The 13,467-nt window shown below is 66.9% G+C and carries 12 protein-coding genes; 10 read left to right on the plus strand and 2 right to left on the minus strand.

Annotated elements, in window-relative coordinates:
- Positions 1-74 precede the first annotated feature (74 nt).
- From ABC728_RS02195 to ABC728_RS02210, 4 genes are all read left to right on the plus strand, one after another.
- Complete coding sequence (locus tag ABC728_RS02195; protein ID WP_416619779.1) at positions 75-548, plus strand: MarR family winged helix-turn-helix transcriptional regulator; 474 nt, start codon at positions 75-77, stop codon at positions 546-548.
- Between the two features lie 383 nt (positions 549-931).
- A complete protein-coding gene (locus tag ABC728_RS02200; protein WP_416619780.1) occupies positions 932-3,055 on the plus strand; it encodes a TonB-dependent receptor in 2,124 nt (707 codons plus the stop codon).
- Positions 3,056-3,072: 17 nt separating this feature from the next.
- Positions 3,073-4,539: a hypothetical protein gene (locus ABC728_RS02205; RefSeq protein WP_416619781.1), complete on the plus strand. Its 1,467-nt coding sequence runs from the start codon at positions 3,073-3,075 to the stop codon at positions 4,537-4,539.
- A 30-nt stretch (positions 4,540-4,569) separates the two neighbouring features.
- A complete protein-coding gene (locus ABC728_RS02210; protein ID WP_416619782.1) occupies positions 4,570-5,310 on the plus strand; it encodes a hypothetical protein in 741 nt (246 codons plus the stop codon).
- 44 nt (positions 5,311-5,354) lie between these two features.
- On the opposite strand, the gene ABC728_RS02215 is transcribed toward ABC728_RS02210, so the two are convergent.
- Complete coding sequence (locus ABC728_RS02215; protein ID WP_416619783.1) at positions 5,355-6,584, minus strand: CaiB/BaiF CoA transferase family protein; 1,230 nt, start codon at positions 6,582-6,584, stop codon at positions 5,355-5,357.
- Between the two features lie 16 nt (positions 6,585-6,600).
- Positions 6,601-7,797 (minus strand): acetyl-CoA C-acetyltransferase, encoded by a 1,197-nt coding sequence (locus ABC728_RS02220; RefSeq protein WP_416619784.1) that lies wholly within the window; start codon positions 7,795-7,797, stop codon positions 6,601-6,603.
- A gap of 201 nt (positions 7,798-7,998) precedes the next feature.
- Between ABC728_RS02220 and ABC728_RS02225 the strand changes: the two genes are divergently transcribed.
- From ABC728_RS02225 to ABC728_RS02250, 6 genes are all read left to right on the plus strand, one after another.
- On the plus strand, positions 7,999-9,114 hold the full coding sequence (locus ABC728_RS02225) for an oxidoreductase (RefSeq protein WP_445376319.1): 1,116 nt from the start codon (positions 7,999-8,001) through the stop codon (positions 9,112-9,114).
- A complete protein-coding gene (locus ABC728_RS02230) occupies positions 9,114-9,683 on the plus strand; it encodes a nuclear transport factor 2 family protein (protein WP_416619786.1) in 570 nt (189 codons plus the stop codon). The genes ABC728_RS02225 and ABC728_RS02230 overlap by 1 nt, the downstream gene beginning before the upstream one ends.
- Positions 9,680-10,444: an SDR family NAD(P)-dependent oxidoreductase gene (locus ABC728_RS02235; protein WP_416619787.1), complete on the plus strand. Its 765-nt coding sequence runs from the start codon at positions 9,680-9,682 to the stop codon at positions 10,442-10,444. The genes ABC728_RS02230 and ABC728_RS02235 overlap by 4 nt, the downstream gene beginning before the upstream one ends.
- A gap of 134 nt (positions 10,445-10,578) precedes the next feature.
- Complete coding sequence (folE, locus tag ABC728_RS02240; RefSeq protein ID WP_416619788.1) at positions 10,579-11,166, plus strand: GTP cyclohydrolase I FolE; 588 nt, start codon at positions 10,579-10,581, stop codon at positions 11,164-11,166.
- A gap of 24 nt (positions 11,167-11,190) precedes the next feature.
- Positions 11,191-12,339, plus strand: a complete 1,149-nt coding sequence (locus ABC728_RS02245; protein ID WP_416619789.1) for an acyl-CoA dehydrogenase family protein — start codon at positions 11,191-11,193, stop codon at positions 12,337-12,339.
- Positions 12,340-12,347: 8 nt separating this feature from the next.
- Positions 12,348-13,460, plus strand: a complete 1,113-nt coding sequence (locus tag ABC728_RS02250; protein WP_416619790.1) for an acyl-CoA dehydrogenase family protein — start codon at positions 12,348-12,350, stop codon at positions 13,458-13,460.
- The last annotated feature ends 7 nt before the right edge of the window (positions 13,461-13,467 follow it).

Raw genomic sequence — 13,467 nt, forward strand, 5'->3', positions numbered from 1 at the left:
AATTTGCGGACAGGGTGGGCCGCTTTCCGCTATCAAGTTTTGGTGCCAACCCCTCTTCCTTTCCGACGATGACCATGGCGAACGACAAGAATGATGCGACCGACACACCCCAGGTGGATCTGGGGCGTCTCAGTGACTTTATCGGCTTCCGGCTCCGCCGCATCCAGAACCATCTGTCGCGTAATTTCTCTGCCCGCAATGCCGAATGGAACCTGCGGTCCGGGCTGTTCAGTTCGCTGGCCATCATTGCCGCCAATCCCGGCATTTCCCAGAATCTCCTGTCGCGGGAAGTGGGATTGGACAAGTCGGCGACCGTGCAGATTGTCGATGACCTGGAAAGTCGCGGCTGGGCCGAACGGCGCCGGTCACCGACCGACCGGCGCTTTTACGAACTGGTCGTGACGGACAAGGGCCAGGATGCGCTGTCGCAGCTTCTGGCCAACCTGGAGGAGACAGAGCGGGACGTGATGGCGCATCTGTCACCTGCGGAGCGCACCCTGCTGCTGGAGCTGCTGGATCGGATTTATCAGAGCTGTTTCAAGGGGTAAACATCAGGCAGCAAGGCCCGCGTCCAAACAAAACAATTATATTATATAATCAATTTTGGGCCAATCCGGGCGGTCTTGTGATGGTGCCGGCCGGCGAGGCATGATTGGCTCGCCGATGACAGGCGGGCTTGCAGCCGCGGCAGCGCTTTGATCCCCGCTCCGGACAAGTACGGCTTTCGCCGATAAATCACGGCAGGGCACCCGGGGTGATGCGGGGTTTGGGGGACGGCTTCTCCCTTTCGGGCGCCGCGTGCCGAAAAATCGTTGAAGAGATAATCTGTTATATTGAATTACGATTTATCCTGACGTATCGTTGGGCAACTCAACGAATCAAGAGCCCGGACCCGCATCCCGCGACCGGGCCGTCTCAAGGGAGAAGCCCCATGACCAGACTGGCATCGCGTCCGGTGGCGCGCCTGCTCACCCTGTTGCTGGCCGGCAGCGCCATCACCCCGGCCGCCCTGGCCCAGACCGACGGCATGCCCGTGCTGGAGGAGATCGTGGTGACGGCGGAGCGCCGGACCCAGAGCCTGCAGGACGTGCCGATCAGCGCCACCGTATTGTCGGGGGAGGACATCATCCGCAAGGGCGTGTCCAACCTGGCCGATATCCAGCAGGTTTCCCCCTCCATCGCCATCAATCAGGTGAACCGTTCCACCTACGTCAATATCCGTGGCGTCGGCATCGCGCAGACGGCGCCCAGTTCCAGCCCCGGTGTCGCCTATTACATCGACGGGCAGCTGATCCCGCATGAACAATTCATCAGCCAGTCCTTCTACGATATCGGCTCGCTGGAGGTGCTGCGCGGTCCCCAGGGTACGCTGACGGGCCAGAATTCCACCGGCGGTGCCATCTATGTGCGCACCCCGGAGCCGGAATTCGGTGTGGTCAAGGGCTTCATCGACCAGACCATCGGGTCCTATGACTGGTTCCGCACGACCGGCGCCCTGAATGTCGGGTTGGGCGATAATGTGGCTGTCCGTGTGGCCGCCGTCCGCGACAAGCGCGACAGTTTCACCAAGAATATCGGCCCCAGCCCCAGCTCCCCCGGCAATATCGACCTGGAGGCGGCGCGTATCAACGTCGCGCTGCGCAACAATGCCGAAACGCTGCGCATCAACCTGCGCGGGGAATATTTCAACAGCAATACCGACAACAACGCCGTCAAGCGGCGCAATGATACGGTCAGCAGCAATCCCTATGTCATCCAGGAAGACGCCATATCCTACCTGAAGCAGGAAGGATACCGCCTGTCGGCAGAGGTGAAATGGTCCCTGTCCGACAGTGTCGATCTGCGCGCCCTGACATCCTGGCAGGATGGCAGCACAACCGACCAGACCGATGGCGACCGTACCGCCACGGCGTTGCCGCGCCCGCCGGCCGCCAATGTCGGCCGCGTCGGCTTCACCGACACGACGATCGAGACCCTGATCAACGAGGTGAACCTGCTGTCGGCGGGCGACGGGCCGTTCACCTGGGTGGTCGGCGCCTTCCGCATGGATGAGGACATCCCCCTGTCGGTCCTGCGCGACAACAACAACACCGTCGATTTCGTCTCCTCCACCTCGACCATCATTTCCAAGGTGACGAACAAGTCGCAGTCCCTGTTCGGTCAGGCAAATTTCTTCGCGACCGAACAATGGGAACTGATCCTGGGTGCGCGCCATTCCTGGGACGACCAGACCTATAACCGCATCGCCTCGGCCGGCGGCACGGGGGTCAGCAAGCTCAGCTCGAAGGAACTGACGGGCAAGGTCGGCGCCAATTACCATGTCACCGACAACACGATGCTCTATGCCAGCGTGTCGCGCGGCTACAAGGCCGGGGGCGGCAACCTGCCGGCTGCCAGCCCCGCCTTCGGGCCGGAAACCAATCTGGTGTACGAGGCCGGGTGGAAGACCACCCTGCTGGATCGCCGCCTGCGCCTGAACGGGTCGCTGTTCTATTCCGACTACAAGGACATGCAGCTTGCCAGCCTTGCCAACGGCCTGCCCCTGACCCAGAACGCCGCGGCCGGCCAAGCCATGGGCGGGGAACTGGAACTGGAAGGCCGGTTCGGTGCGCTGGGCTTCAATGCCGGCCTGGGCTATCTGGACGCGGAATTCGCCAAGGACACAACCTTGCAGAACACGGTTGCCAACCGCAACGAACTGGTGCGCAAGGGCAGCACATTGCCCTTCTCGCCCGAATGGACCGTCAATGCCGGGGTGCAGTACGAAATCATGGCCGGGGAGACAGCCATAACCCCCCGCCTGCAATGGAGCCATGTGAGCCAGAGCTATGCGACGCCGTTCCCCAGCATCGTCACCACGCTGCCGTCGCGCGACGTCGTGGATGCGCGCCTTTCCATCGACCCGACGGAGGCGGTCCGTCTGGAACTGTTCGTCACCAACCTGTTCGATGAAACCTATATCGCCAGCCAGTTGCAGAACTCCTCTTCTGCCGATGGTGGCATCATCTATGGCGCCCGCCGGCAATATGGCGCGCGCCTGACCTACCGGTTCTGAGCGGAGGTATAAGGGGAATGCGGTCCTTCGTTTCCGCCCTGGCCTTGGCGACGGCCCTTGCCCTGCCGGCTGGTGCGGCCTGGTGGTCACCCGGTGACGGCACGCCGTTTCCGGCACAGTTGGATGATGCCGACCCGGATGGCGTTACCCGCCTGCTGCTGGATGGCGGACCGATGGAAACGAAGGGCCATCCCTTCTTCGAGGCGAAAGGCAGATATGGCCGCGCCTGCGTCACCTGCCACCAGCCCGCGGACGGGATGAGCCTGTCGGCTGAAACCGCCCGTATCCGGTGGGATGAAACGGGCGGCGGGGACCCTTTGTTCGCCGCTGTCGACGGTGCCAACTGCCCCGACCTGGCCCAGGGGGAGCGGGCATCCCATTCCCTGCTGCTGGACCATGGCCTGTTCCGCATCGCGCGGCCCTGGCCGCCCGCCGATCATGAGGGACGGAAGATCGAACCCGACTTCACGCTGGAGGTCGTGCGCGATCCGACGGGGTGCAACCTGTCCAAGGTCTGGGGCCTGTCTTCCCCCGACCCGCAGGTATCCGTGTTCCGCCGTCCGCGGCCGGTGGCGAATTTCAAATATATTCTGGCCATGGGTTTCGCCGTCGATCCCAAGGTGGGCCGGCCGCTGCCCATCGATCCGGAAACGGGACGGATGGTCAGCGGCAACCTGATGGCCGATCGCCGCGTCCTGTCGCTGGAAGCGCAGATGCGCGATGCTGCCCATTCCCATATGGGTTTCGACGCCCTGACGCCTGACGATATCCGGCGCATCCGCGATTTCCAGGACCGTATCTTCGTGGCGCGGCAGCGCGACCGGGTCGGTGGTGAACTGGATGATATGGGAGCCCGTGGCGGCCCTGAAACACTGGCAAGGTCCGAACCCGGCCGCCTGGGCAGCCAGGGGACGGCTGTGTGGAGCGAGTTCGCGGCCTGGGAAAACATCCCCGCCGATGCCGACATCACGCCCGAACAGCGTGCCTATCGGGAATCGGTGGCGCGGGGAGCGCGTGTCTTCCGGGAAAAGATGTTCCTGATCACCGACAGCGCCGGGATCAATTCCCCTGTCGGGTTCGGCAACCCCGTGCGCAATTCCTGCGTCTTCTGCCATAATATGAGCCAGATGGGCATGGATGTGGCGCCCGGTCAGGTGGATCTGGGCACCACATCCATGCCGTTCGCCGACCCGCAGCCGCATCTGCCCCTGTTCCGCATCACCTGCCAGGGGCCAGCCCATCCGCATTACGGAAAGGTGATCCATACCCATGATCCGGGCTATGCCCTGACCACAGGCCGGTGCGAGGATGTGGGCAAGATCACGCTGCAGACCCTGCGCGGGCTGACGGGCCGGGCGCCCTATTTCGCCAACGGTTCCGCCCCCGACCTGCGGGCCGTGATCGACTATTACGACCGGCGCTACAATATCGGCTATACCGAGCAGGAGAAGCGCGATCTGGTCAATCTGATGGGGGCGCTCTAGATGCGGCGGGTCATTCCGGCATTGTTGGTCTTGGCGACCATTACCGGCGCGGCGCCGGCGGCAGAGGCGGTGCGCTTCATCGGCTGTCCCGTCTATCGCGACACCGATGCCGGCCGCAAGTCCGGCTGCTGGCTGGCGGAGGAACGGGAGACGGGCCGGCGCTTCGACATCACGCAATCAGCCACCAAGCCGGACTGGTCCATGGCCGTGCTGGTCGAAGGGCGCATTGCGGAAAGACAGGATAATGCCTGTGGTGCCACTGTGCTGGAACCGGTGCGGGTTTCGATCCTGCCGGAGCAGGCCTGCACCCGCGTCCTGATCCCGGCGGAAGGGTTTCCGGGCCGCCGCTTCGTGCTGCCCCCCCGCAACATCCGGCCGCTGCATGCGCCCGACCCGGCCCCGCCGCCGCCCTACAGTGCCACGCTGTTTCCCATTCCCTTCGATTTCGGCCGTGATTTCGTCGTCTATCAGCAAAGCGACTGGATGCTGGTGAATGCCGCCGCCTATGCGCGGGCGGCCGGGGGCAGGGTGCTGGTCACCGGCTATGCGGAGACGGAGGTGCAGCACGTTTCCGGCCAGACCCTGACCGAACCCGCCGATCTGGCCCGCCGCCGTGCGGAGATGGCACGGCTCTGGCTGGTCAGCCTGGGCGTGGCGCCGGACCGTGTCACATTGGACTGGAAGACCGATCCCGCGCCCTTGGCCGACCCCGCCTTCGACGGGTTGACCGAGACATCCCGCCGCCGTGTCGATATCAGGGTGGAGCCCTGACCGTCCGCCGGCGTGCGGGAGGGACGGTCGGTCCCATCGTCCGATCAGATCACCCCATCGTCGCGCAGCGCCTGCAACGCCGCCTCGTCCAGTCCCAGTTCGGCGGCCAGCACCCCGTCGGTATGTTCGCCCAGCATGGGCGGCGGGGCGTAGTCTCGGATGGGGGTCTGGGAGAAGTTCAGCGGGCTGCGGATCACCGACAGGTCGGGTGCCAGCGGATGGGCGACCGGCACGGCCATGCCGCGGTGACGCACCTGGGGATCGGCGAAGACCTGGCCGATATCATTGATGGGACCGCTGGGAATGCCGAAGGCTTCCAGCCGTTCCAGCCAGACGGCCACGCTGCGTCGCCGGAAGATGGCGTCGAACGTGTCGGTCAGGGCGTCGCGGTTCTCCACGCGCAGGATGTTCGTGCGGAACAGCGGGTGGTCTGCCAGATCGGGCCGCTCCACCGCCTCGCACAGGCGGACATACTGCGCGTCGTTGCCTGCCGTCAGCATGATGGCGCCATCGGCGCAGGGGAACAGCGTGGAGGGCATGCCGCCATTGCCCTGTGTTCCCCGCCGCACCGGCACCTCGCCGCTGGTCAGGTGGATCTGGGCATAGTGCGACAGGGCGGCGACGCCGCAATCCAGCAGTGCCACGTCGATATGCTGGCCTGTACCGCCATTGGCGTCACGGCTGTAAAGCGCGGCCAGGATGGCGTTGGAAACGTTCAGGCCCGTCAGCACGTCCACGATGCTGGGCCCCACCTTCATGGGACCGCCGCCGGGTTTGTCGTCGGGCAGGCCTGTGACACTCATCAGGCCGCACTGCCCCTGGAACACGGCGTCGTAGCCGGGCTTGGCCGCATAGGGCCCCGTCTGGCCATAGCCGGTGACGGAACAATAGATCACGCCGGGGTTCAGCGCCTTCACGGCGTCATAATCCAGGCCATAGCGCTTCAGGTCGCCGACCTTGTAGTTCTCCAGCACGATATCGGCCTTCGCCGCCAGCGCGCGGACGATCTCCTGTCCCCTGGAATGGGCGATATTGACGGTGACGGATCGCTTGTTGCGGTTGGCCGACAGATAGAAGGCATTCTCCCGCGTGGGCCTGCCGTCCGTGCCGGTTAGATAAGGGGCGCCGAAGACGCGGGCATCGTCCCCGCTGCCCGGCCGTTCCACCTTGATGACATCGGCGCCCAGGTCGCCCAGCATCTGTGCCGCCAGGGGCCCCGCCAGCACGCGCGAAAGGTCCAGCACGCGGATATTGTCCAGGGGCAGTCTCGCCATGGTCCGTTCCCCCTCCTCACAGCCGCTCGAAGATGGCCGCCACGCCCTGGCCGCCGCCGACGCACATGGTTTCCAGCCCATAACGGGCCCGTCGCCGCTGCATCTCGTGCAGCAGCGAGACCATGATGCGCACGCCCGTGGCGCCGATCGGATGGCCCAGGGAAATCCCCGACCCATTGACATTCAGGCGCGACGGGTCGTCCCAGCCCCAGCCCTTCAGCACGGCCAGCACCTGTACGGCGAAGGCCTCGTTCAGTTCCACCAGGTCCATATCGTCCCAGGAAAGGCCCGTGCGGGCGAACAGCCTGGCCACAGCCGGCACGGGGCCGATGCCCATGATGGCCGGATCGCAGCCGGCCGATGCCCAGCCGGCCAGGCGCGCCACGGGCACCAACCCCAGGGCCGCGGCGCGATCCTCCGCCACCACCAGACAGGCGGCGGCGGCGTCGTTCTGCTGGGCGGCATTGCCGGCGGTGACGGTGCCGCCCTTCATGATGGGGCGCAGGGCGGACAGGCTTTCGGGGCTTGTATCGCCGCGCACGCCCTCATCCCGGTCGAACAGGTCGATGGCGCCCTTGCGGCCGGGCACGGGCACGGGCGCGATCTCATCCGCGAACAGGCCGGCTTCCCAAGCGGCGGCTGCGCGGCTCTGGCTGCGCGCGGCATAGGCGTCGGCCGCTTCCCGTCCGATGCCGTCACGCCTTGCCAAATTCTCCGCCGTTTCGATCAGGCCGGAGATGGGGCCGAACCGTTCAACCGGCTGCGACCGTTCGCGGCCCCGGTCCAGCCGGTCGTAAAAGGACACGGTGCCGGACCGTGCGCCCTTGCGCATGCTGGTGCTGTAATATTCGATATTGCTCATGCTTTCCACGCCGCCGGCCAGCACGACATCGGCGGCGCCCGTTTCCACCATCATCACGGCGGTGGCGATGGACAGCAGGCCGCCACCGCAGCGGCGGTCCACCTGGATGCCCGCCACCTCGACCGGCAGCCCGGCGGCCAGCGCCGCCCAGCGGCCGATGCAGGGGGCCTCGCTGTTGGCATAGCTCTGGGCGAAGACCACTTCGTCCAGGGCGGCGGGATCGATGCCGGACCGGTCGATGACGGCCTTGACGATATGGGCGGCCAGGGCCTCCGCCGGCATATCCTGCAGCCGCCCCAGGAACTTGCCCACGGGCGTGCGCAGCGGGGTCGCGATGACGGCGCGTCTCATCTTCAATCGTTCCGGTTCCATTGAGGCCTGCCGGCTGATTAGCGCATGGCCGGGGCGCCTGTTCAGCCCCCCGGCCGATAACATCACGTGTGCGATGGCTGTCCGGGGCCCGCTTGTCCTGGCCCGCCGCTGTCTTGATGGTGGGCCGGATTTGACGGGGTGGGAGGCCCGCCGGTGGATATCGAACCCTTGCTGCGCCCGATGCGGCTGCGCGGGCTGGAACTGCCCAACCGCGTGGTGATGTCGCCCATGTCGCGCTATGCCAGTCCGGACGGGGTGCCGGGGCCGGACGTGGTCGGCTATTATGCCCGCCGTGCCGCCCATGGCGTGGGGCTGGTCGTGACGGAAGGTGTGGCGATCGACCATCCGCTTTCCGTGGACCATCCGGCCGCCCCGCGCCTGTTCGGGGCCGATGCGCTGGCCGGCTGGTCCGGCGTGGTGACGGCGGTGCATGCTGCCGGCGGCCGCATCTGGCCGCAGCTCTGGCACCAGGGGCCGATGTGGAATGTGGAAAGTACCCGGCTGGGGGTGCGCACGCCGTCGCTGCGCCCGTCGGGCATCTGGGGTCCGGCGGACGGCACCATCTCCATCCCCGCCGAGGCCAAGGCGGCCGCGCTGCCCGTCACGCTGCCGGCCGGTGACGGCGACATCCAGGATGTCATCGACGCCTATGGCCGGGCGGCGGGCGCGGCCAAGCGGCTGGGCTTCGACGGCATCGCCATCCATGGCGCGCACGGCTATCTGATCGACAGTTTCCTGTGGTCCTTCACCAACCGGCGGGATGATGGCTGGGGTGGGGACGCGGAACGGCGGGCGGCCTTCGGGGCGGCCGTGGTACGCGCCGTGCGCGCCGCCGTGGGGCCGGATATGCCCATCTGCCTGCGCCTCTCGCAGTTCAAGATGCAGGATTACCGGGCGGTACTGGCCGACAACCCGGACGATCTGGGCCGTTTGCTGCGTCCGCTGGCCGATGCCGGCGTGGATCTGTTCGATGGCAGCCAGCGCTATTTCGATACGCCGGTCTTCGATGGCTCCGCCCTGAACCTGGCGGGGTGGATGCGTCTTCTGACGGGGGTGCCGTCGATGGCCGTCGGTGGTGTCGGGCTGGACAAGGCGCGCGGTCCTGCGCGCCATATCGACGACAGCCAGACCGCCACCAACAATCTGGACCGCGTGCTGGCAAGGATGCGGGCGGGAGAGTTCGACCTGATCGCGGTCGGCCGGTCCCTGCTGAACGATCCGTGCTGGCTGGAACGGGTCCGGACGGGGCAGCCATTCCTGCCGTTCGACCCCGCCAACCTGCAAAGGCTGACCTGATGACCGCGACGGAACCGACCCTTGAACAGCGCCTGGACCGGATGGAATCGCATCTGGCCATCCAGCAATTGCCCGTGCGCTATGCCCTGGCCGTGGATGGTCGCGATATCGACGCCTGGACCGGCCTTTTCGTGCCCGATGTCGATTGCGGCCGGTATGGCCGGGGGCGCGACGTGCTGAAATCCATCATCACCCCGCTGCTGCGCGGCTTCTACCGTTCCGTCCATCTGATCTGCGGGCAAAAGCTGGATTTCGACGGCCCCGACCGGGCGACCGGCGCGGTCTATTGCCGGGCGGAGCATGAGGAGGCCGGGCGCTGGATCACCATGGCCATCCTCTATTTCGATGAATATGCCCGGGTGGACGGCGAATGGTTCTTCGTGCGGCGCCGGGAAAAGCATTGGTATGCCAGTGACTGGGCCAAGCGGCCGACGGCGCCCTTCAACGATTGGCCGGGCCGGGACCTGCCGCCCCGCCTGCCGGGGGATTTTCCCGGCTGGACGGATTTCTGGCAGGGCGTGGACGTGACGGGCCTGACCGGCCTGCCTGTGGAAGGGGGGATGAAATGACCGGCGGACAGCGTTTCGCGGGCCGATCCGTGCTGGTGACGGGCGGCGCGTCCGGCATCGGCCGTGCCGCAGCCCTGGCCCTGGCGCGGGAAGGGGCGCTGGTGACCATCGGTGACCTGGACGCGGAAGGCGGGCGGGCCGTGGTGGCGGAAATCACCGCATCGGGCGGGCAGGCCCTTTTCCAGCGCACTGACGCCACGGCGGAGGGTGACATCGCGGCCCTGATTGCGGCGGCAGTGGCCGCCCATGGGCCGCTGGCCCATGCCTTCAACAATGTCGGCCTGTCGCGGCATGGCGGGATGGAGGACATGTCGCGGGAGGATTGGGACTGGACCCTGGCCGTGTCGCTGACCTCCACCTTCCTGTGCATGAAGCATGAACTGCCCGTCATGGCGGCGCGCGGTGGCGGCGCGATCGTCAACACCGCGTCCATGTCGGGCCGGATCGTCACGCCCGTGGCGTCGCCCGCCTATTGCGCGGCCAAGGCCGGGGTCGTCCACCTGACCGCCTATGCCGCGCACAGCCATGCCGCCAGGGGCATCCGCGTCAACAGCGTGTCGCCGGGGCTGGTCGCCACACCCGTGGTTGCCCGTATGTTGACGCCCGAACAGCAGGTGACCGTCGCCTCGGGCGCGCAACTGATCGGCCGGGCCGTGACGCCGGAGGAGGTGGCCGCCACCGTCCTGTTCCTGCTCAGCGACGATGCCGCCATGATCACGGGCACGGACACGGAGGTCTGCGGCGGCCGGCGCCAGGGGTGAGGGGCCGGTGCGGCGGGGGGCCAAGGATCAGAAGCATGATCCATTCGGCCCCGGGCGGCGGCATCGCTGGCGGCGATGGGACGGGGCTTCCTATGATGCCGGAACAGAGACGCCCTGAACCCGATGCCAGGACCATGACGACATCACCAAACGCCGGTGCCGATATCCCGGACGACATCCAGGATGCCATCCGCCGCCTGATCCGCTGGGCCGGGGACGATCCCGGCCGCGAGGGGCTGGCCGATACACCGCGCCGCGTGGCCAAGGCGTGGAGGGAATATTGCCGCGGCTATGCCGACGACCCCGCCTTCCATCTGTCGCGGATATTCCACGAGGTCGGCGGTTATGACGAGATCGTGCTGCTGAAGGATATTCCGTTCCAGTCGCATTGCGAGCACCACATGGCCCCGATCACGGGCCAGGCGCACATCGCCTACCTTCCCGACAGACATGTGGTGGGCATCTCCAAGCTGGCCCGCGTGCTGCATGCCTTCGCCCGCCGCCTGCAGGTGCAGGAACGGCTGACGGCGGAGGTGGCGGACTGCATCTGGGAGCATCTGAAGCCGCTGGGCGTGGCCGTAGTGATCGAGGCGACGCACGGCTGCATGACGGCGCGCGGCGTCAATACGCCGGGCGTCACCATGAAGACCAGCCGCATGATGGGCGTGTTCCGCGACGATGAGAAAAGCCGCAGGGAAGTGCTGGCCCTGATGGGCGTATAGGCGCGGGTCCAAGGAGAGGTGAAGATGCAGGATTGGAATGCGCTGTCCGACGAGGCGTTCCGCGCCGCGGCCCGTGATTTCATCGAAACCCACTGCCCCGCCCATATCCGGCGCGGGGAGGAACATGTGCGCTGGGAACAGTCCCAGGGCTGGTACCGGGCCATGGCCGCGCATGGCTGGCTGGCGCCCGGCTGGCCCGTGGCGCATGGCGGCATGGGGCTGAAGCAGGCCAAGCACCTGATCTATCTGGAGGAATGGGCGCGCGCCGGTATTTCCCGGGTGATGGAACAAGGCGTGCTGAATGTCGGGCCCGTGCTGCTGGCCCATGGCACGCCCGAACAGGTTGCGCATTACCTGCCAAAGATCATCTCGGCCGAGCATCTGTGGTGCCAGGGTTTCTCCGAGCCGGGGGCCGGGTCGGACCTGGCAGCCCTGCGCACCGAGGCGCGGATCGAGGGTGATGCGTTCATCATCAACGGCCACAAGATCTGGACCTCCGGTGCCGTCGATGCCAACCACATCTTCGTCCTGGCCCGTACCGACAAGAGCGTGCGCAAGCAGGCGGGCATCAGCTTCATCCTGGTCGACATGCGCCAGCCCGGCGTGACGGTGAAACCCATCGTCACCATCAATGGCGACGCGGAATTCGCCGAGGTGTTCCTGGATGATGTCCGCGCGCCTGTGGCCAATCTGGTCGGCGGGCTGAACAATGGCTGGAAAGTCGCGCAGTCCCTGCTGGGGTTCGAGCGGGTCTGGGCCGGGTCGCCGCATATGGGCCGACAAGCCATGGACCGGCTGGTGCGCGTGGCGAAGCTGGCGGGGCGCGACCGCGATCCGGTCACGCTGGACCGCATCGCGCAATTGCAGATTGATCTGGCCGACAATGCCGAGATGTATGAAAGGCTGGCCCAGGAGATCCGCGCCGGCCACTCCTTCGGGTTCGAGGTGTCGACCCTGAAGATCGTGGCGACGGAGACCTATGCCCGCATCACCGAACTGACGCTGGAGGTCGCGGGCGAACGCGGCGGGCTGGGGGGCGAGGTGCCGTTCACCGACGGCACGCCCGACCTGCTGCGCGATTACCTGACGGCCCGCGCACCCATGATCTATGGCGGCACGGTGCAGGTCCACCGCAACATCCTGGCCAAGCGCGTGCTTGGCCTGCCATCGTGAGGGACGCGATGAACCGGATTTCCGCCGACGAGGGCATGGTCGCCGAACTGCGCGACGGTGCGGTGCGGCTGGTCGCCGACCATGGGGACCACCAGCGCACCCGCCGCCTGCGCCGCACCCTGCCCGGATATGATGCGCATCTGGCCGGCACCTTCGCCGAACTGGGCTGGTACGGCGTGCTGGTGCCGGAAGCCGATGGGGGCATCGGCCTGGGCCTGGCCGAGATGGCCGGCCTGCTGCGCGAGCTGGAAAAGGGGCTGATGGCCGAGCCGCTGCTGTCCCGTGCCGTTCTGGCGGCGCGCGTGCTGGTGCATGCCCCGGCCGGCCCGGCGCGGGCGGCCTTGCTGGAAGGGCTGGTGTCGGGCGCTGTCCGACCCGCGCTGGCGCTGGATTTCGATGCAGGACTGCCCGTCGTGACGGCCGCCGATGAAGGGGAGGGGTTCCGCCTGACCGGCCGGGCCCTGTCCGTGGCCGGGGCGGCCGGCGCCACGCATCTTCTGGTGCCGGCCCGGCTGGACAAGGGCCATGGGCTGTTCGTCCTGCCGGTGGAGGCCGCCGGCGTCGCACTTTCCTGGCATTGGCGGGCGGATGACAGCCCGCTGGGGCAGGTGGTGCTGGCTGACGTGGCCGTGCCGGACGATGCGCTGCTGGTCCCGCCACGGGCGGCAGCGGCCGCCATCGCCCGCGCCCTGGACGAGACGCGGATCGTGGCGGCCGCTGCCCTGCTGGGCCTGGCCGAGCATATGCTGGCCATGACCATCGAATATCTGGGCATCCGCCGGCAGTACGACCAGTTGATCGGCAGTTTCCAGGCCCTGCAGCACAAGGCCGTCGATCTTTACATCGAGAAGGAACGCGCCGTGGCGGCGTTGGGCTTCGGCCTGTCGCGGGCGGGTGACCCGGCGGCGCTGCCACTCGCCGCCCTGCGCGCCAAGGGCCGTTGTTCGGAGGCCGCCAGCCGCATCGCGCGTGAGGCCATCCAGCTTCACGGCGCCATCGGCTTTACCGAGGAACACGACCTGGGCCTTTATGTGAAGCGGGCCTTGACCCTGTCGGCCTGGCTGGGCGATGCCGGGGAACAGCGGCGGCGCTTCGTGTCCATGGGACTGGCGCTGGCCTGACAGGTGG

The sequence above is a fragment of the Niveispirillum fermenti genome (assembly GCF_052474395.1).